This window comes from Photorhabdus asymbiotica, from assembly GCF_003634575.1.
Classification (GTDB): Bacteria; Pseudomonadota; Gammaproteobacteria; order Enterobacterales; family Enterobacteriaceae; genus Photorhabdus; species Photorhabdus asymbiotica.
The window spans coordinates 415912-436221 of record NZ_RBLJ01000004.1; the positions used below are offsets into that span (position 1 = coordinate 415912).

At 43.4% G+C, this 20310-nt stretch carries 17 protein-coding genes and 1 pseudogene; 12 read left to right on the forward strand and 6 right to left on the reverse strand.

The window, feature by feature from the left end; translation table 11 throughout:
- Window positions 1-19 precede the first annotated feature (19 nt).
- From BDD30_RS17640 to BDD30_RS17655, 5 genes are all read left to right on the forward strand, one after another.
- Complete coding sequence (locus BDD30_RS17640; RefSeq protein ID WP_121302747.1) at window positions 20-2017, forward strand: dehydrogenase E1 component subunit alpha/beta; 1998 nt, start codon at window positions 20-22, stop codon at window positions 2015-2017.
- Between the two features lie 9 nt (window positions 2018-2026).
- Window positions 2027-3547, forward strand: coding sequence for a biotin/lipoyl-containing protein (locus BDD30_RS17645; protein ID WP_015834807.1), 1521 nt, complete (start codon window positions 2027-2029; stop codon window positions 3545-3547).
- Window positions 3540-5390 carry a type I polyketide synthase gene (locus BDD30_RS17650; protein WP_015834806.1) on the forward strand — a complete coding sequence of 617 codons (1851 nt, stop codon included), beginning with the start codon at window positions 3540-3542 and terminating at the stop codon, window positions 5388-5390. Before BDD30_RS17645 ends, BDD30_RS17650 begins: the two co-directional genes overlap by 8 nt.
- Before the next feature lie 223 nt (window positions 5391-5613).
- Entirely contained in the window at window positions 5614-5796 is a 183-nt protein-coding gene (locus BDD30_RS23240) for a hypothetical protein (protein ID WP_147408141.1), read from the forward strand.
- A gap of 310 nt (window positions 5797-6106) precedes the next feature.
- Window positions 6107-6529 (forward strand): cupin domain-containing protein, encoded by a 423-nt coding sequence (locus BDD30_RS17655; protein ID WP_015834805.1) that lies wholly within the window; start codon window positions 6107-6109, stop codon window positions 6527-6529.
- 479 nt (window positions 6530-7008) lie between these two features.
- Here BDD30_RS17655 and BDD30_RS17665 read toward each other — a convergent pair whose 3' ends face one another.
- The 5 genes and pseudogenes from BDD30_RS17665 to BDD30_RS17685 all read right to left on the reverse strand — a co-directional run bounded on the left by BDD30_RS17665 (window position 7009) and on the right by BDD30_RS17685 (window position 10345).
- Window positions 7009-7209, reverse strand: coding sequence for a CPCC family cysteine-rich protein (locus BDD30_RS17665; RefSeq protein ID WP_387795100.1), 201 nt, complete (start codon window positions 7207-7209; stop codon window positions 7009-7011).
- Window positions 7194-7610: pseudogene (locus BDD30_RS24890) on the reverse strand (S-type pyocin domain-containing protein); the annotation flags it as partial. The gene BDD30_RS17665 and the pseudogene BDD30_RS24890, both read right to left, overlap by 16 nt.
- 26 nt (window positions 7611-7636) lie before the next feature.
- Window positions 7637-8095, reverse strand: coding sequence for a DUF6392 family protein (locus BDD30_RS17675; protein ID WP_015834804.1), 459 nt, complete (start codon window positions 8093-8095; stop codon window positions 7637-7639).
- A gap of 103 nt (window positions 8096-8198) precedes the next feature.
- The gene (locus BDD30_RS17680; protein WP_015834803.1) at window positions 8199-8666 is read right to left on the reverse strand and encodes a DUF6392 family protein; all 468 of its coding nucleotides are present in this window, start codon (window positions 8664-8666) and stop codon (window positions 8199-8201) included.
- Complete coding sequence (locus tag BDD30_RS17685) at window positions 8666-10345, reverse strand: S-type pyocin domain-containing protein (protein ID WP_015834802.1); 1680 nt, start codon at window positions 10343-10345, stop codon at window positions 8666-8668. Before BDD30_RS17685 ends, BDD30_RS17680 begins: the two co-directional genes overlap by 1 nt.
- Before the next feature lie 394 nt (window positions 10346-10739).
- Here BDD30_RS17685 and flhB point away from each other — a divergent pair, with 394 nt between their 5' ends.
- Together flhB and flhA are read left to right on the forward strand one after the other, a co-directional pair.
- Complete coding sequence (gene flhB / locus BDD30_RS17690) at window positions 10740-11891, forward strand: flagellar biosynthesis protein FlhB (RefSeq protein ID WP_015834801.1); 1152 nt, start codon at window positions 10740-10742, stop codon at window positions 11889-11891.
- Window positions 11884-13965 carry a flagellar biosynthesis protein FlhA gene (gene flhA, locus BDD30_RS17695; protein WP_015834800.1) on the forward strand — a complete coding sequence of 694 codons (2082 nt, stop codon included), beginning with the start codon at window positions 11884-11886 and terminating at the stop codon, window positions 13963-13965. Before flhB ends, flhA begins: the two co-directional genes overlap by 8 nt.
- Before the next feature lie 5 nt (window positions 13966-13970).
- On the opposite strand, the gene BDD30_RS24780 is transcribed toward flhA, so the two are convergent.
- Window positions 13971-14096, reverse strand: coding sequence for a hypothetical protein (locus tag BDD30_RS24780; protein ID WP_282958050.1), 126 nt, complete (start codon window positions 14094-14096; stop codon window positions 13971-13973).
- Between the two features lie 690 nt (window positions 14097-14786).
- Between BDD30_RS24780 and BDD30_RS17700 the strand changes: the two genes are divergently transcribed.
- The 5 genes from BDD30_RS17700 to BDD30_RS17725 all read left to right on the forward strand — a co-directional run bounded on the left by BDD30_RS17700 (window position 14787) and on the right by BDD30_RS17725 (window position 20271).
- Window positions 14787-15206, forward strand: a complete 420-nt coding sequence (locus BDD30_RS17700; protein ID WP_015834799.1) for a hypothetical protein — start codon at window positions 14787-14789, stop codon at window positions 15204-15206.
- Between the two features lie 895 nt (window positions 15207-16101).
- Window positions 16102-16608, forward strand: coding sequence for a hypothetical protein (locus BDD30_RS17710; RefSeq protein WP_015834798.1), 507 nt, complete (start codon window positions 16102-16104; stop codon window positions 16606-16608).
- 113 nt (window positions 16609-16721) lie between these two features.
- Window positions 16722-18293, forward strand: a complete 1572-nt coding sequence (locus tag BDD30_RS17715) for an FG-GAP repeat protein (protein ID WP_041382003.1) — start codon at window positions 16722-16724, stop codon at window positions 18291-18293.
- An 18-nt stretch (window positions 18294-18311) separates the two neighbouring features.
- On the forward strand, window positions 18312-18713 hold the full coding sequence (locus BDD30_RS17720; RefSeq protein WP_015834796.1) for a hypothetical protein: 402 nt from the start codon (window positions 18312-18314) through the stop codon (window positions 18711-18713).
- 76 nt (window positions 18714-18789) lie between these two features.
- Window positions 18790-20271 carry a hypothetical protein gene (locus tag BDD30_RS17725; protein WP_015834795.1) on the forward strand — a complete coding sequence of 494 codons (1482 nt, stop codon included), beginning with the start codon at window positions 18790-18792 and terminating at the stop codon, window positions 20269-20271.
- The last annotated feature ends 39 nt before the right edge of the window (window positions 20272-20310 follow it).

The following is a 20310-nucleotide window of genomic DNA, read 5'->3' on the forward strand; positions in this document are numbered from 1 at the left end:
ATTTGTGAGGAAAAAGAGAGTGATAGACGTACAGATCAATGAAGTACCTCTTAAGGAACACAGCCCTTCAATTAATGATTGTTTGGATGAGCAAAAGTTACTTTATGACATGCTGCTGTCACGGGAATTTGATAATCGTAGTGCAATAGTCACACGGCAAGGCCGAGCTTGGTTCCATGTGTCGGCTGCTGGACATGAAGGGTTGGCAGTGTTGCCACAGCTTATGGAAAAGAATGATGTGCTGGTTCCTTACTATCGTGATCGGGCATTAGTATTAGCGCGTGGTATGTCTATTGTTGAAATGACAAGGGAACTGATGGGAAAGGCCACTTCTCACTCAGCTGGCCGGACCATGTCGAATCATTTTTGCTCTAAAGAGCATAATATTTTCTCGGTAGTCAGTCTGACAGGAACCCAATGTATTCCTGCGACAGGAGCAGCCTGGGCAAGCGTATTGGACAATAAGAATGGCCTTGTTGTATGTGGTGTTGGCGATGCGGCGACCCGGCAGGGCGAATTTTATGAAGCGGTCAGCTTTGCGGTTGAAAGGCGGTTGCCCGTCGTCTTTGTGGTTTCTGATAATAAACTGGGTATTAGTACGTCAACGGAGAAGATGGCTCCGTATCGATTGGGAATATTTGACGAGTGTTTGATCCGCCGTGTTGATGCTCGCAAGCCGGAAACCGTATTCCCTGTTGCACAGGAGGTATTCAATAAGGCGCGATTTGAGCGGACTCCTTGCATCTTGGTTTGTCGTGTCGATCGGTTAGATTCTCATTCCAACTCAGATTCTCACAAACTGTACCGTACCCCGGATGAGCTGGAGACACTCCAGGACCCTATTGAAAATTATGTTGCCTATTTAAAGGAAAAAGGGGCGCTTAATGAGCAGGAATTGGCTGAACAAAAAGAGAAAATTAAAGCTGATGTAGCGGAAATATTTGAGCGTGTTTATCACGAGGCAGAGCCTGATCCTGCAACTGTCAGTACTTATTTGTGTAATCGTGAAAGCGCTCCTGTCGTACATATTGAGATGGAAGCTGAAGAGACACAGGTTAAAGCGGTAAATCAGGTTTTGGATGAGGCGTTGAGTCAGCATCCGAATGTGCTGTTATTTGGTGAAGATATTGAAGATCCTAAAGGGGGGGTTTTTGGTTTCACTCGCGGCTTATCTACTCGTTATCCTGATCGCGTTTTTAATGCCCCTCTTTCTGAAGCCACGATTATTGGTTCGTCTGTTGGATTGTCCGCTTGTGGTTGGCGTCCGATTGTGGAACTGCAATTTATCGACTTTGTTGGATTGGGCCTCAATCAGTTACAGTCACAACTTGGCACTTTAAGTTGGAGAACCGTGGGAAAATGGCGTTGTCCGGTGGTGATATATGCTCCTTATGGCGCTTATCTTCCTGGCGGTGGTATATGGCACAGCCAAAGTTCGGACGGCATCTTAGCGCATATTCCCGGTATTAATGTGCTTGTTCCAACAACACCCGCCGATACCGTCGCACTGTTCCGTACCGCATTAAGTCTGGATATGCCGAGTCTGATCCTGATCCCTAAACACCTGATGAGAGAACGTCATGAGCGCCGGCAGGTGACGCCAGTATCGCTTGGGCAGGCAAATATTGTCAGGGCTGGTCAGCATATTACATTGGTTGCCTGGGGGAATACCGTTCAGCTTGCGACGATGGCGGCTCTTCAGGCAGAAAAAAACAATATTGACATTGAAGTGATCGAATTACGTAGTCTGGTACCTTGGGATAAACAACGGATTGCGGCATCTTTGCGCAAAACCGGGCGGCTTATCGTTGTGCAAGAGGATACCCGGACGGCCAGTGTTGGTGCATCCATTATTGCTGATGTTTTGGATGAGAATGACAATTTCTTCTCTTTACTGGCACCTCCGCGCCTGATAACGCGTGAAGATATTCATATTCCTTTTAATCCTTGTTTAGAAAAAGCTGTTTTACCCAGCACGGATGACATTTTGGCCTCCGTCTATGCGGTAATGAGCTAAGGAGAACTTATGGCACAGTTGTTTATTCCCCCGATGGGAGAAGGAACCACGGAAGTTGTCGTCATTCAGTTACTTAAGCAGGTGGGAGATTATGTCAAGCGTGATGAACCTGTTTATGAAATGGAGACGGATAAGGCTGCTTTTACCATTGAATCTGATGTTGAGGGGATATTGGAAAAATGGCTGGCGGCGGAAAATGACATTATCCCAGTTGGATCGGCTATTGCCGTCATTAGAGCTGTTGGCGAGTTGGCGGAGCCTTCCCCTGTCAGTGAAGAGTTGCCTCCGCTGGAAAAAGTGGAGATAGTGGCGGCAGTTCCTGAGGTATCAGCGCCTCCTGCGCGTATTCCGCCAAAAACCCGTCAGTACGCACAAGAACATCACATTGAACCACAAATTCTTAGCCAACTGGCGGAAAAACATGGGACATTATTGCCAAGCCATATTGATGATTATCTTCAACAGCACCGCGAAACCAAACCGGCAGAAAAGAGTAATGCAGAAAATGGCAATGTAGGTTTTCTGTCAAGAGATCAGCAACGTCTTAATCGTGCAATCCGGTTAAATAGTGCGACCGTACAGCCTTGTTGGGCGGCGAAACCATTACCAATTGAGCTTGTTGATAAAGCCATTCGTCATTTAACGGAAACCTCCGGTCAACAAGAGTGGATAACGCCATTTCAGGTCATCACTTATGCCGTTGCTCAGGCACTGAAAAAATTCCCGATGTTGCGTTCGAGACCGCTTGATCAAGAACGTTATCACACTTATACGGATATCAACCTAGGCATTGCTTTTCTGGACGAAAAAGGTGATTTGAGTTCGTTAAAAGTACCGGGAACGCAGACAATGGGCTTTTTCGAGTTCAGACAGCATCTGAATAGTGTACTTGATCCAGATGCTGAAAAACTGCCCGTCGATATTGATGTTCCTATGATGATTTCATATACCGGCAACGATGGAGCTACCTTTGCCGTACCTGTGATTGTGCCGCCATCTCAGTCAACATTGTTTATCGGTGCGCCTCACAACAAAGAAATGAGCCTGGTTCTGGCATTTAATCACTATTTGCTAAATGGGGTAGAAGCGTCTGAATTCATTACTGAGGTTATTACTCAGGTTCGTGCTCTGGCTGGCTCACAATCAGTTGCCAATCAAATGGAAAGTAAACCTGGCAAATCGGCCTCTGGTCAGTTACGTACACTTTTGGCTGATTTCCTGAATTGGGATGAAGATTTTACGGAATCAATGATGCAACGTACCTGGGCTGATTTGGGTATTGATTCGCTTAAAGCGGTAAAACTTGCGGAACTGATGTCACGGGATTTTCATCGAAAATTATCTCCAACCCTGTTCTGGCGCTATAGTTCGCCGCATCGATTAATTGAGTATCTTGACATTTCCAGCACTGAACTGACTGAGAAGAAAAAGCATTCCTTAGATGACTTTACTAATGCAGTACGTGACCTTGATGGTGAAGCCGCATTAAGGTTGCAGCGCCTCATAGAAGGAGGGAAGCAGCATGGATAATCTGTATCACATATATCATTCACTCAGTCCAGATGAACAGCAGATAGCCAAATCTGTCTTGTTGGAACATCTGAACGCTATTGCTCCATCAATAAGCGATGCTGGTGATACGAAACAGATGCCTATTGCTATTGTAGGCATGGCTTTCCGGCTCCCTGGAGCAGAAGATTCTCCTGAGCAAATGTGGGAAATTTTAAAATCTGGTCGCAGTGTGATCAAAGAGATTCCCGAGGAACGGCTTGCATCTGGGAAACCTTACGCTGTTCCGGTGCCTCAAAAGGCATTAAAAGCTGGCTTACTTGATAGTATTGATGGTTTTGATGCGCCATTCTTTGGTATTTCTCCGCGGGTAGCAGCGATGATGGACCCGCAACAGAGAATGCTATTGGAGCTGACCTGGCAGGCCATCGAAGATAGTGGGGCTAATCCGCTGGGCTATTCAGGATCAAAAACGGGTGTTTTTATCGGTTCATGCAGTAATGACTATCGTGAGCTCGTTACGGCTGATATGACGATGGCAAATGCTTATGTAACGACGGGAACACTGAATTGCCTTCTGGCAAACAGGCTATCATTTTATTACAACTTTATTGGTCCGAGTTTACAAATTGATACCGCATGTTCAAGCGGGTTAACTGCATTGACTCAAGCTGTAAATTCATTGCGTTCTGGAGAATGCCAACAGGCGATAGTTGGCAGTATTAATCTATTGAGCAACACATTTAACATGGCTGCTTATTATCGAGCGGGAATGTTATCTAAAGATGGGTGTTGCCGGGTTTTTGATGCAGATGCTAATGGTTTTGTCCGTGGTGAAGGGGCGGTGTGCCTATTTCTGAAAACGCACAAACAGGCATTAGAGGATCGGGACCTGATTTATGGATACGTTCGGGCATCGTCGGTAAATCATGGTGGGCGAGCCAACTCACTGACTTCACCTAATCCAGAGCAGCAAATTGCATTAGTCAATGATTGTTTGCAGCAGGCAGGCATCTCTGCGGAGCAAATCAGTTACATGGAAGCACATGGAACGGGGACTTCTCTGGGGGACCCGATAGAATTTAACGCGCTTAACGAAGTCTTTCACCATGATAAATCAGGAGAAACCCGGCAGCCTTGTTATATTGGTTCAGTAAAAGCCAATATAGGACATTTAGAGGGCGCTGCGGGATTAGCTGGCATAGTTAAAGTCTTATTGATGTTACAGCATAAATCTATTGTACCTTGTGCTGCGTTTCAGCGTTTGAATCCTGAAATTGATAGCACGGATACGCGTTTACAATTGGCTACGGAAGTACACTCCTGGCAGATGGGGGCAGGGCAAAAACGTTTTGCTGGATTAAGTTCCTTTGGGTTGGGTGGAAGTAATGCTCATGTTATTTTGGAGGAAGCTCCGACTAAAACCCAGCAATCGGTTAAAGCCAGTTCGGAGAAATATTACTATCCTATTGCCGCTAATAGCCCGGCATCGTTGCAAAAAATGGTTGTTATGCTGGGAGATTTTATTGAAAGCGATGCAAATATCGATTTGCAAGCGGTGAGCTGGACATTGCAGTTTGGTAGGGCTGCTTTACCTCATCGTGCATTGTTTGTTGCGACGTCAAGACAAGATCTCCTGAGCCAGTTACGTGATTTTGTGTCGTCTGCTTCAGTCAATGAAGAACAATGGCTCCATATGGCAGAGGACGACTCTCGATTTTTATGGTTACAAGGTCAGGATATAGATTGGCGTACCTGCTGGCCTGCTGGGCAAAAACCGTTGCGTATTCGATTGCCTAAATATGCTTTTGAACATCGGCGTTACTGGTTACCTAACAATGAATCTGTGGTTGCAAAGTTGTAGGAAGTGAAGCGGAACGGGAAAACCAGAGAGTATGATGAAATAGTTGCAGAACCCCACAATCATCGAAAAAGATTGTGGGGTTTTTTTGTTTGTCTTATGTTCCCGTTTGCATTGAAAGGGGGGATGCGACGGATTTAGCTAAGAAAATAGTGTTTATACCCAATAGATTTCAAGATGCATCGCGACGGCAAGGGAGCGAATCCCCGGGAGCATAGTTAACTATGTGACCGGGGTGAGTGAGTGCAACCAACAAAGAGGCGACTTGAAAGATGAAGGGTATAATAATATTTTTATTGAGAGTAGTAGCAGAATTAATTGTATATATTTATTGGCTAAAATAAAAGATGACGTTCATATCTCTTTGAAATGGTTATTCTTAGTGAGGGTTAAGGCTGGGCTTAATTAACACAATTATTGTCATGGATTAATAATGTAATTAGCCTAAATTTTGCCAGATATTATTTTAAACTGAAGTTATCTTCCGCAAAGATATTTAAAATAAGAATTTTACAGTGATTGTTATCACAAAGTGAGTTTTTGTAAAATACTACTATGGAATTACATATTTCTATTTGATATGTTGTTAACAACCAGTTAATTTCTTTGTCAATATAATTTTTTGAAGATTAGGATTTTACTGGGAAATATTATTTCATTTGATAGAGGGATAGTTACTTTAAAATAAAATTTTATTTGTAGAGATAAAGGAAGGTAATATGAAATTTATTAAAAATAGATTTTGTCACTGGAATGGTGAACATCTTGTTGTCGATACAATGGCTAGAAACCATAAAATGGTTAATAGTATGGGAACGGGCGAGGGATTAGTTTCGTTTGATGGCTTTGGTGCTGATCTAATTCGTTTCAGCAAAAATGAGGGGATGCAGAATCATACTCACTTAGGGCATCATATCTTATTTGTACTCGCAGGAACGGGTTATGTTATTTATGCGGGAGAAAAGCATGAAATAGAGCCTGGGGTTTGTTATTTTGTGAATGGACAAATAGATCACGCAATTAAAGCAACCAGCGATTTGGTCATGCTTGTTGTCGGTAATAATCATTGTGCGGTTGATTCACAAGATAGGACGACGCTGGTGCCATATAGAGAGGGAACCCCAGAGGAATTAAAGGTTTAACTTGGGATAAATTAAATATGTGCTAGTGCTTGATGAATTACGAGAATGCCATGATATTCATGAAGGGGATCAGGTACTAGCCTATGAAACATTATATTTACTGGAAATAAAATGGATAAATATATTAGAGATAACATTCTATTTTAATGAAAAAGGTGGAAAGGACTATTGAAATTATTTTAATATATATACCCAATAAATTTCGAGTTGCAGCGCGGCGGCAAGTGAACGAATCCCCAGGAGCATAGATAACTATGTGACTGGGGTGAGTGAAAGCAGCCAACAAAGCAGCAACTTGAAGGATGAAGGGTATATATAGTTATGACTGAACTCTGCTGGTTGCAGAGCTCAGTCCTTATAAGCCACTATTTTTTATTGATAATATTATGCGAATAATTCATTTGATAGTAATTTTACCTAAATATTAATCACTTACAATAAAAGCAATGAAATACTACAAAGAATATTTAACTCTAAAATCAATCTTTCTTTGAAAGATAGAGTTTCTTCGCATCTTCTAAATTCATAGAATTAGCTCCTCCTGAAAAATGTGGGTCTGCTGATTGAACAGGATCATCCTCCCAATTACATATCGGACATATTTCATATTCCCCTAAACGCTCAATTGTCCGTTTACCGCAACACGGACAAGTATTATATTTCATCATTGTCTGTTCCAATATTCTATTCCTCTTTCCGGTTTAAACATTGTCCTGGGAATACCATCTTTGCTCTTTGATGCAAATGTGTTTGAAAGTGGGTGATAAAAAATTTCATCACCGTTTGCTCTCTTTTTCCTTAAGGTTCCACTAGGAGGATTATTAACAAAGTCATGAGTAGCATCAACATATTCTTTAGAGTTTTTAAGTTCAGGAAATTCATGCTTATGTTTTTCCCAATGATTATATGCATTTGATACAGGCAGTAATTTCTTTGTTTCAGTCTAAATCTGAGTGTCTTTATTTTTACTCAAATACACATACACCGGCGGCATATTCAGGATGGATGGGATCAGGATATAATCCAGAAAATCCTTCTCTTCCGGCATAGGCAACGATTCAATATCGCTGCCTATGCTATCCAAAATAGATAGTGAGATATTACTCTTTACTCAGATCTTTTAAAGGTTAGATCACTTACTGTTTGACGTACTGTGTACCCAAACACAATATTGATTGCTGGATATAAGTCTTTTAAACAATTGATATAAACATCCCAACCGCCAACCATACCAATAATTGGTACTTCTGTAGCTTCATTAATCTCAGAAGGTTGACCTAAAATAGCCCTCACTGTAGTTTTATCCATTTCAGACTGAAATGGTGGAGGCATACTGCCTTTATAAACTTCAATTTCGGGCAGGTATGATGTCAAACTAATACATACAGAGATTAATTTTTTTGTGAGTTCATCAAAAACTAGCATGAGCCCAGGTTCAGGCTGATAATGGAATTCCTCGTCACTATTAAAAATGTACTCAAATTTTTCAGCCGAAATAAGTTGTTTTTCAACCAATATATCGACTGTTTGTCCTAAATTATTTATGATTGCAACAACATCAGCCATTATTTATATAACCTCTTTTCTCAATTAAGCCAATTCATTTTCAATATAGCCTTTTAAACTGCTGATTAATGAATTGGCTCTCAAGAAAAAACTCCTTTATTGACTACCAACGTACTTCTGAGGGGGGTAAAAATGCCACTTCTTTGACATGCTCAGATAGATCGTAATCAACTTGCATATTCACTGGAACTCGAAAACCTAGGAGAGTATATAACTCTGTCCAACCAATATCTTTCTTTAATCTTTTCCTTGGAGAAAGTGATTTTTCAGGTTTACCAAATTGTTCATGAACCCATTGCCGGGTCATCAGTGGCACTAAAGGAGATGGCAATTCGTTGGGAAATTTATACAGAGGTTTCTTCTCATTTAGCAAAATCAATGTAATTTCCTTTAAACGTTTTCCTTCCCGATAAAATGCTAAAAATATGCCCTCTTTTGCCATTTCCAGACAAATAATATCGTCACCAGGAAAACCACTTGGCTTAGTTTTATAAGGTATTAATCCTTCATCAAAAATTTCCTGATAGGATTTACCCAGATAATTAATCAATGCTTCAATGTTAGTCGCCATTATTTGTATAACTCCTGTTCCTGATTAAGTTTGTGCATTTTGGATCTGGCATTTTCAAGTTGTTCTTCTTTTACACCATATTTCTTCAATGCTGGTTTTATCGTATTAAAATCTCGCTCAAGTGCGGCATGTAAATCCTTTGAGTCCTGCTCGATCTGAACAGGTGAGTTTCTACCTCCATAAGTTGCACTAAGCTTTTGGTGAACTTCTGCTGGAATGATGAGAGCTGCAACATCTTTTGCCATTTCTCTTAGCTCATTTTCTTTTGCATCGGGGTATTTTTTCTTAAAATAGGCCCGAACCGCAGCAGCCGAAGGCATATGATCAGCATGCATCCCATTCCTTGGCCTACCCGCAAAATTACTATACAAATCCACCTCTAACAACTTCACCGGCGGCTTACTTAAATACACATACACCGGCGGCATATTCGGAATGGGGAGGATCAGAATATAATCACGAAAATCCTTCTCTTCCGGCATAGGCAATGATTCAATATCGCTGCCCACTTTATCCGGGATTGGCAATACGGTTATTTGCGACGGAATAAACGGCTGCTCTTCATTTCCGGTATGGGCCGGAACTTTAAATTCCTGCTCATTCGGCGTCCATAAAATCGTCGGCCTGTTTTCTCCTGGCTCCCAGAATTCATAATTACCGGTAGTCCGATTCAGCCTCATCATATGAACCGGTACTCTATCCAGTCCACTTTCCGGGCTGACGTGGTACCCCTGAACCGTCATCCTGCCGCTTTTTTCATCTCTGATCCAGCGAAAACGAACTCGGGTTGGCGCTTTATCAAATCGCTCAGCAATCTCACTAAGATGGTACCGGTTTAAGTAATCCTCCTCGCCTTCATTCAATTTCGGCGAATAAAATATTCCCATTAATCCGACTGTTACCGGATTGGGGGCTGCTAGCCAGCGCCCGGCGCTAATAGCGCTACCACCAATGTAACGCATTGCCAGTGCTTCACCATCCGCTACCGCGCTGCGGGCGGTAGCAGCCACGGCAGTAGCAGCGGCTTCGGCCTTATCTTTGCTGCCGCTAAACCATCGTTTATACCACGGTAATTTTTTATCCTGTGGTTTATCCGGTTTGGGCGGGTGTTTGCTACCCTGTGGAGGTTGCTCAGGCTTTGGTGCCGTGGCGGGGGCGGGCGATGATGACGGAACTTGGTATATCGCCATTTTGCCAAAGTTATTTGCGGGTTCAGCCTCAGTTCCGGCATCGGTACAGCCTTTGCCCCGCAAGCAGGATTTTGTGAACACCGGTACCGGCGGTGGTGCTTTCGCAACAGGAGGAACCGGAGCAGGCTGAACGCCTGCCATTTTTCCCGGCGGCGACGAGAAATTCTGCGCAGCCATATTAACAGGCACCATGGCCCGGTCAGCGGGCTGATCCTGTTTCTCATAACTGTCCCTCTCCGAATTAATGAACCGAGCTTTACACGGGCAAGTACTGACACTATCCAGTGTGCCAGCCAGCTTGCGTCCCATGTCAAACATATCTGAGACACCACCGACAATCATATAAGTACCGGGATGTTTACCACAGGTCACCTTATCCCCTTCACGCGCGGTTGCCCGCCCGTTAAATATCATCGTGTGGTCACCAGTGATAATCTGGCCGCCACAGGTGGTTTTATCACCAACGAGCAGGAAATATCCGATTGCCATCTATTCGCTTCTCCATTGGCTTACCATATTAAAAGTGGTTTTAATCAAAATAACTATCATATAATTACCATTTAAGTGTTAATCAATGATTAATAATGCATGAGAATTTCACTTAAAGATATATTAGAATGTTCTGAAAATGATGAGGGGAGGGCTGATTTTTCGCCACTAACATTGAAATTTGGTTAAGAAACAGTAAATCTCCATGGAAAATGTTGCAGGGAATCGCATTTGTCTTTGCTGAATCGCCTTAGATATCGAACTTGATCCTACAAATACCCCGCCAAATTTCTCATTGTTCCAGCCATCGAATTTTTTCTCTTTTGTCATGCTAACGGCCATTTGATTCCATATTTTCTGACCGACCGCGTTTTGAAAGTTAACAAGGAAAGCCGTGGCTGAAGATAGCGATCTTGAGAAGACAGAAGAACCCACGCCCCATAAACGGGAAAAAGCCCGCAAAGAGGGGCAGATTGCCCGTTCCAGAGAGCTGAGTTCTATATTGATGCTGACCAGCGGCTTAAGTTTGCTCTGGCTAAGCGGTCAGTCAATTGCGCATGAATTGTCGTTGATGGTGTTTGAAGGCTTTAATTTCGACCATAGCATGGTCAGCAATGATAAGCAGATGGTTCAGCAGATTGGCAGATTGCTTCGGCAAGCTGTTTGGGCTTTGTTGCCGGTTTTTGCCGGATTAGTGTTAGTGGCATTAAGTGCCCCGGCGCTGTTGGGTGGATTAGTATTCAGTACCAAATCCATCAAATTTGATCCGAAAAAATTAAATCCGATTTCAGGTCTGAAACGTATTTTCTCAATGAATGCGTTAGCTGAATTATTTAAAGCGTTGCTTAAAGCCGGGTTTGTCGGTATTGGCGCCGCTTTGTTTCTTTGGATGAACTGGCCCTCTATGTTACGGCTGATAGCTCAACCTCCACTGTTAGCACTGGATGATGCAATGCAGATGCTGATCTTTGCCGGTTATGTGGTCGTCTTCATGTTAATACCGATGGTGGCTTTCGATGTTGTTTACCAGATATACAGCCACCTGAAAAAACTGAGAATGACTCGTCAGGAAATAAAGGATGAATTTAAAGAACAAGAAGGGGACCCACACGTTAAGGCACGTATCCGTCAGCAACAACGGGCAGCTGCTCGTCAACGTATGATGGCGGATGTTCCGAAAGCGGATGTGATTGTTACTAACCCAACTCACTATGCTGTCGCTCTGCAATATGACGAAAAACAAATGAGTGCGCCAAAGGTATTGGCGAAAGGTGCGGGAATAATTGCCTTGCGGATTAAAGAAATGGGTACAGAAAACCGCATTCCACTCCTTGAGGCACCGCCACTTGCCAGGGCGCTTTATCGCCATAGTGAAGTTGGGGGGCATATTCCCGCAACACTTTACGCGGCAGTAGCGGAAGTTCTTGCCTGGGTCTACCAATTGAAACGTTGGAAACGGGAAGGCGGCTTGAAGCCGAAGAAACCTGAAAATCTGCCAGTGCCGCCAGCACTGGATTTTGCTGGAGAAAATAATCGTCATGGCTAATCTGGCCTCTATACTTCGTTTACCGGGCAATATGAAAGGCTCGCAATGGCAAATTCTTGCTGGGCCGGTATTGATCCTCTTGATCTTGTCGATGATGGTATTGCCATTGCCACCATTCATGCTTGATTTGTTATTTACTTTTAATATAGCCCTATCAATCATGGTATTGCTGGTGGCCATGTTTACCCGGCGTACTCTGGATTTTGCGGCGTTTCCGACAATATTGTTGTTTTCAACTTTATTGCGTTTGTCTCTTAATGTGGCTTCAACGCGTATCATTTTATTGGAAGGGCATACCGGCTCTGCGGCGGCGGGGCGCGTGGTAGAGGCATTCGGTCACTTTCTGGTTGGCGGTAATTTCGCTATCGGTATTGTGGTATTTATTATCTTGGTATTGATTAACTTCATGGTAATTACCAAAGGTGCAGGGCGTATCGCTGAGGTTGGTGCGCGTTTTGTGTTGGATGGCATGCCGGGTAAACAGATGGCGATTGATGCTGATCTGAATGCCGGATTAATCGGTGAGGAAGAAGCGAAGAAACGCCGTGCTGAAGTCACACAAGAATCTGATTTTTATGGTTCGATGGATGGTGCCAGTAAGTTTGTGCGCGGTGATGCGATTGCTGGATTAATGATTCTGGTTATCAACGTTGTTGGTGGCTTAATTGTTGGTGTGGCTCAACACGGCATGAGTCTGGGCGATGCCGGGGAAGCTTATACCTTGTTAACCATTGGTGACGGCTTAGTTGCACAGCTACCCGCCTTAATTATTTCGACCGCTGCCGGTGTGATTGTGACCCGTGTGGCAACCGATCAGGATGTTGGTCAGCAGATGGTCACTCAACTGTTCAATAATCCGCGGGTGATGATGTTGAGTGCCGGTGTTCTCGGATTGTTGGGTATGGTTCCGGGGATGCCAAATTTTGTGTTCTTGTTGTTTACTGCGGCGTTGGCAGGTCTTGGCTGGTATCTGTATCGCCGTGCCGATAGCCCAGCGATAAATATAGAAAAACCAAAATCGGAAGAACAACAGCAGACATCAGAAGCTTCATGGTCCGATGTTCAGCTTGAAGATCCTTTGGGTATGGAAGTGGGTTATCGTCTGATTCCAATGGTTGATTTTCGCCAGAATGGGGAATTGTTGGGGAGAATTAGTGGAATTCGTAAGAAATTTGCTCAGGAAATGGGATATTTACCTCCCGTAGTTCATATCCGGGATAACCTTGAACTGGCACCAGCTGGCTATCGTATTTTAATGAAGGGGGTAGAAATTGGTCGCGGCGAAGCACATCCGGGGCGCTGGCTGGCAATAAACCCTGGCGGTGCAGTCGGCGAATTGCAAGGGGATATCACTAAAGATCCGGCTTTTGGATTATCTGCGGTTTGGATTGATGACAGTCTCAGAGAACAGGCTCAGGTTCAGGGTTACACTGTGGTGGCTGCCAGTACTGTTGTCGCTACCCACATGAATCATCTGTTGACGCAATATGCCAATGAATTGTTTGGGCGTCAGGAGGCTCAGCAACTGTTTGAGCGAGTCAGTCAGGAGATGCCAAAACTCACTGAGGACTTTATTCCCGATATTGTTAGTCTGACAACCTTGCATAAGGTTTTGCAAAATCTGTTGTCTGAGCAAGTGCCGATCCGCGATATGCGGACAATTATTGAAACTCTGGCTGAGCATGCCACGGGACAAACTGATCCTTATGAGTTGACTTCTGTCGTCAGAATTGCGCTTGGCCGGGCGATTGCTCAGAAGTGGTTCCCGGGAGCACAGGAAATTCAGGTCATCGGATTGGATGCTAGCCTTGAGCGTTTGTTAATTCAGGCGTTACAAAATGGCGGTGGTTTGGAGCCAGGATTAGCGGATAAGCTGCAACAGCAGGCGACTGAAGCTTTGCAACGTCAGGAAATGCTGGGCGCACCTCCGGTACTGTTGGTTAACCATGCATTACGTCCGCTACTATCACGTTTCTTGCGGAGGACTTTACCTCAATTGGTTGTCTTATCTAACCTTGAAATCAGTGATAACCGCCAAATTCGTATGACGGCGACAATTGGCGGCAACGGATAGCTGTATCATATAGAAAGGGGCCATTTTATTCTAAAATGGCCTGATATAATCATTATGGTAATTTTGGTACAGATATACCTTTCATCCTTCAAGTTGCTGCTTTGTTGGCTGCTTTCACTTACCCCAGTCACAGAGTTATCTATGCTCCTGGGGATGGATGCGTTCATTTGCCGCCGCGCTGCAACTCGAAATCTATTGGGTATATTCTTTTTTCCAGAATTTAAAAACATGATGACAGACAAAAAACGGTTTTTCTTAACTATTGTTTTATCACTTTCATATTCTGAATTATTTAAAATGGATAATTATGATGTTTTTATTGTATAAGAATAAAATGGTTATTTTTAAATAATTAAATTTAGGTGGTGTTGTTGGTTATTTTATGTTTTTTAAGATAATAATAGCAATTTAAATATTATTTAAATGATATCTTTTTATGTGAAATTTTATAAGGAAAGGCAATTGATTTTTTATTAAATGAGTGTTGTTGGGAACGTGTTTTTCGTGGTCGGTATTTAAATTAATTAATGATTTTATATAAGAATGTTTTTTTAATATGTTTATTTTCAATATGTTTTTTATTTTAAATTCATAGATGATGATATTATGTCCGTAGCTGATCTTAAAAAGATTTTCGAAATAGCTTAAAAACAGATCAAGTCATATTGAGTGAGAATAATAAACAACGGGCTAAACAGTCGAATATTGAATAAAATAATGATAAAGGAAAGATAAAAAATAATACACCAAAGTTGGTGACGAAAAAAGAAAATTCAGTAATATCTGATGCCCCACACAATTCAAAAGGATGAGAGTTAAATATGTATAAAAATATGTTAAAACCCGTAACATTAAGAAAAACAGCAAACGGACCTCAACTAAAAGGAAATGAGGACACATATGACACGTCAATATTAAAAGGCAGCCCTGTGGGAAGAAGTGATATTGGAAATTCAGCACCATTACCTGCTCAAGCAGAAGTTTTTCAAAAAGTTGTCGACGAAAAAATAGAAAATTTCAAAACAAAGGGAAATCCAATATCAATTGTTGTCTGGCGCAATAGCCAGACAGGGCTTACCCATATAATGGATGGTCAGCATCGATTTATTGCTGCATGTATACTCGGAGTACCCGTGAAATTAACATGGAAAAAATTCGGCATACCGCCCAATCAGATAGATTGGAGTGGTACAAAATTCTCAGACGGAATACCAGCTAAAACCAGGATATTTGGAAAGTAAGCGATTAAATAATTTAATCTGTATTAAGCACGATTTTCGCTGACACGGAGTCTTGAAAAATTGAGAGTTACCGATTTTGGTATAGATTTGCAATCTTAAACAAAATGCGAGGTAACTCTCATGTTCTATATACGACTAAAATTCTATACCCTTCATCCTTCAAGTTGTCTCTTTGTTGGCTGCACTCACTCACCCCGGTTACAGAGTTATCTATGCTCCCGGGGATTCGCTCCCTTGCCGTCGCGCTACATCTTGAAATCTATTGGGTATATATTAACTCTCCCTCTTCTTCATTTTATCGGCTCTTCCCAATTATGAATTATTTAATGTGGATAATTCTGATTCTGGTCTTACTTAAGTGTGCCAGTTATTTTCTTGATTATTAAAGTAAAATGTTTTCATTGTGTCGCAATGAAATAGTTCGGTATAAATATGTAACATTTATACCCTTCATCCTTCAAGTTGCTGCTTTGTTGGCTGCGTTCACTCACCCCAGTCACAGAGTTATCTATGCTCCTGGGGATTCGTTCACTTGCCGCCGCGCTGCAACTCGAAATCTATTGGGTATATACGTATCATTGATTATTATGTTTGTTCTAATAAGATTTTTAGTTGATTAATCTAAATATAATTAAATTAATGGTTATTGCGATATTGGTGAAATATTATCTAAATGATGTTTTTTTATGTGAGATTTTTAAAAAAAAGTAATTAAAATTTTATTAAATGGCTGGCAAAAATTCACTTTTCTATAATGCTTAAATATAACTGGTTGTGTCATACGAAAAACGAATAGCGTAGTCAAGTTAAATATTAAATAAGAGTCATCGGGAGAGTGTCTTTCGAGGGCAGCATTAACTATACCGAGGTCTGGCTTTATTAATGGGGGGAACTTATGTCCACTGATCCGCCGCTACATCAAGAAGATATTGTCGTGATACATGTTGCTACACCCGATGATTTGGTGAAGTTTGCCGATCAAGCACTCTTCTGGAATAAAGAAACTTATGAGCAGATGAAAACTGCGGAAGTGTTGTTTACGCCAGCAGGAGAGACTCCACTTGGTCTGGGAATTAAATATGTCGCTACGCCCGATGATTTGGCGAAGTTTGTCGATGAAGAAGGCTACTGGAATGAGAAAACCTACGAACAGATGGAGGCTAAGAGAGTGTTGTTTATACCAGCAGAAAAAATACGCGGGGTGGGGATTAAACATGTTGCTACACCTGACGATTTGGCGAAGTTTGCCGATGAAGAACTTTTCTGGCGTAAGAAAGACTACGAGCAGTTAAAAGCCGCAGAGGTGCTGTTTGTACCAAGAGAAGGAATGCCCGGTTTTGGAGTTAAACATATCGCCACGCCAGACGATTCGGCAAAATTTACCGATAAAGTGGCCAGTTAGCATGAAGAGAAATATCAAGAGAGGGATAAAGCCAGAATATTGTTTATCCCGAAAATAAAAGAATAGAACGGAATATGACAACGTTAACTTATCTGTCATTCTGGGAGGTATTAATGGCTAACAATAAGACATCTGCATCCAGCGAAAATAATCTGGTGAATAAAGAGGAGGTTAAATCTTGGTTTAAATTATATTCCATGCCGAAAAGTGAAAATTATACTCAATTGGTGCAAATAGCGGCGGAAGGTCGGCGTTTAGCCGGGCTGGACCCAGGTCAGATCGATAATAGTCCAGGAGCAGGATTGAACCGAGATCTGGATGAGGTGAATTTACTCTTAGTGAATCCCGGTGAAGGGGTACATATCGGAGAAGACCGTGAAATTGCGGTCAATATTAATAAGGACAGCGGCTTACAGTTTATTAATGGCGAATTGGGATTACGCCCCGACTTTAAATTGTCGCTGGAATTGTTTGAGAGTTTTACGGAGGAACAACAACGAGAACTTTACCGTTGGCTGATTCATGCTGGCGAGATGGCAGCTAGTCAGGTGCAATTGCCCGCGTTTGATTTGCCGGCCAACGGTAACAATAAAAACCTTGGCACTGTTGTCAGTGTCAGCGGCGATGGGAAAACTATCGCGCTTAGTGGGGCAGAGGCTAAGGAACCTGTATATCTATTTTCTCATACTGATAACGGTTGGCAGCAGCAATTTGCTGATTACATCAGTGGTTATAGTGGCAGAGCAATAAGCCTGAATCGAAACGGTAATGTTCTCGCGGTGGGTATTGAGAACCGGAGCAGTGATGGTGGACATGGTTCAGTGTTCGTTTATCACAGATTGGCAAATGGCGTGTGGGAAAAATCGGCCAAACTTTGGCTGAGTGAGGCGAACGTTCAGCAGCATTTCGGTTGTTCTGTGAGCCTGAGCGCAGATGGCACCCTATTAGCAGTCGGTGCTTATGGCTGGGGATCGGGTTCATTGACGAATTGTGGCGCGGTGTATCTTTATCAGTATGACGGAAAGAAATGGTCACAGCTTGGTGAGCGTCTGACCTTAGCTTCTCCGGCTCAGGGCGATATGTTTGGCGGCAAACTAAGCTTGAGTGCGGATGGTTCAACCTTGGCAGTAGCGGCAACGGGGCGTAACGGTAATAACGGTGAAGTGACGCTATTTCATCGTTACGGGACATACTGGCAGCCGCGACCGCCACTCAATTCGCTTACTTCTCCTTCACTCGACAGCAGCGACAGCTTTGGTGCCAGTCTCAGCCTGAACGATAGCGGCGATATTTTGGCGGTGGGGTGTCCGGGAGAGAAGGGCAATGTTGGTGCGGTCTATTTGTACCTGCGTCACCGTAATGCATGGCAAGCCATGGGGATACTGAGAGAAGCGGTGACTGCCGGGGAAAGGTTTGGCAGCGAACTCTCTTTGAGTGGCGACGGTCGGGTACTGGTGGTGTCAACACCTGTTGGCAAAGATAACACAGGGGTGCAAACCGGTGCAGGATGGTGGTTTAGTTATCAGGATGAACAATGGATTACGCAGGGCAGATTACTGGCAGTGGATGGGGAATTAAACCATAAATTTGGTGCCGGCATTTGTCTTAGCGGTGACGGCAATACGTTGGCGATTGGCGCCAGTGGCTGGAAGAGTGGAGAAGGGAAAGTTTACCTTTACGACTAGCTAAATGAGGAAAAAACGATGGCGAAAGAGATAACAGATGAAACGGTTAGCCAGCTTAGTGCTCACTTCGCCCCTGGCAAGATCCCGACTGAGGCTGCATTTTATTCACTGATTGATTGGGCCATGTTGTGGCGACAGCTTTTTGGTTGGCGGGATAGTGATCAAACTTATCATCCGGGAGTTGGGTTGCAGGTTATCGACAACCGTTTGGCGGTTAAGATTGGTGATGGCATCTCGCTGGAACCGAAAGGGCTTGCGTTGAAGCTACAGCTCGATGGGGGATTGATGTTGGATAAATCCGGGGTGCTGTCGGTAGATGGGACTGTAGCGGTTTCGGCCCAAGCTTTTAAATTGCTTCCTGAGGAGACGCAGAAAAAAATTGCCAAGTTGTTATTGAATGCGGGCACTAAGTATTCTTAATAATCGGGTAGCGGGTTTAAATTTCCCTGAACAGAAACTGGTGGCAGTGACTGTCTAATACAGCTTTTGAGGAAATATGATGACTGATAAAGAAATTAGTACCGTTGACTCATTGAAAGCGAGTTTTAAGTCCGGTGTTCCGCCCGCACCTGAAGCCTTTTTCCATTTGATTGATGAGGCATATAAGGCATATGAAATCATTGATGGCGGTAAGGGTGATGGCCCAGCCGCAGGGCTGAAACGAGATGATAAAGGAAAACTGGCTCTCAACACTCACCTTTCTGGCGGGTTAAACCTTGAACAGGGGGCTTTGGCCCTATCACTGAAGCCAGAAGGGGGATGCTCTTTTGATGGAGGAAGGCGTCTGAAATTAGATGCCGATCGGCAGGTTCAGTTTGCGGATTTCTTCAGTTTATCGCGGTGGGAACGGATGGAGATCACGCAGTTGTTGGGTTTTAAACGTGCCATGATGGCGCGTATGGTTTCTCCTTCCCCTAAAGCGAATGAACATTTTGGCACTTCTGTGAGCCTGAACGCGGCGGGAGACTGCTTAGCGGTTGGGATGGATAATAAAGTCTGTGTGTATACGGGCCGGAAGGGTGAGTGGAATATAAACGCTCCCACTGTGTTTGAGGATGATCAAGATCAATCTCATCGTTCTTTATGGGACGCCAGTTTGAATGCGGCAGGAGATTGTCTGGCGGTGGGATATTTCATTGATGTTATTCCAAAAGTGAAGGCTTGTGTGTATACGCGCACGAATGGCGTCTGGGATACCAAAAATCCCATTGTGTTTCCGCTGGAAGATCAACGTGGATACGCTGGTAGTCACAATGTCAGCTTGAGCGCCACAGGAGACTGTCTGGCGGTGGCGGGCGATTCTTGGTCCTACATATATACACGCACGAATGGGATTTGGGATACAGAAAACCCCTTTAAGTTGATTCACTCGTTTACCAAGGTTTGTCTGAGTGCCTCGGGAAATTGTCTGGCGGGATATGGTGTCGATTATTCTCATGATCCAATAAACGTGGTTTATGTGTATACACGTACGAATGGGATTTGGGATAAGAAAAACCCCATTAAGTTCATGGCTGCTAAAAATCGTTCATCCAGTTTTAATCGGATTTTTAGCCTAAATGCAGAGGGAGATCATCTGGCGGTGGGGGTGGATTATAATGTCCCTACTGCTGGGAAGGTTTACCTGTATACGCGCACGAATGGGATCTGGGATACAGAAAATCCCATTAAGTTTTCGGCTCCTGCAAGTGACGTAACGTATTTTGGCAGCGCTATCAAACTGAATGATGTGGGAAATCGTCTGGTAGTGGGGGCGGCTTCCCGGGTGTATGTGTATACCTGTCTGAATAATAAGTGGAATATGGAAACACCTCTCGAGATTTTGGACCCTTCAGGCAATTCAGACAATTTAAATGGTTTTGGTCAGGCTGTCAGTTTGAATAGGTGGGAGACGAGTTTGGCGGTTGGTGCAGTTTCAGCCAAGGTTGGTTCTGTGTCTGAAGCTGGTGCAGTCTATGTCTTTGAGGATGTCAAATGAAGACAGAGGACAGAAAACGGAGGACAGAGAACAGGTGAC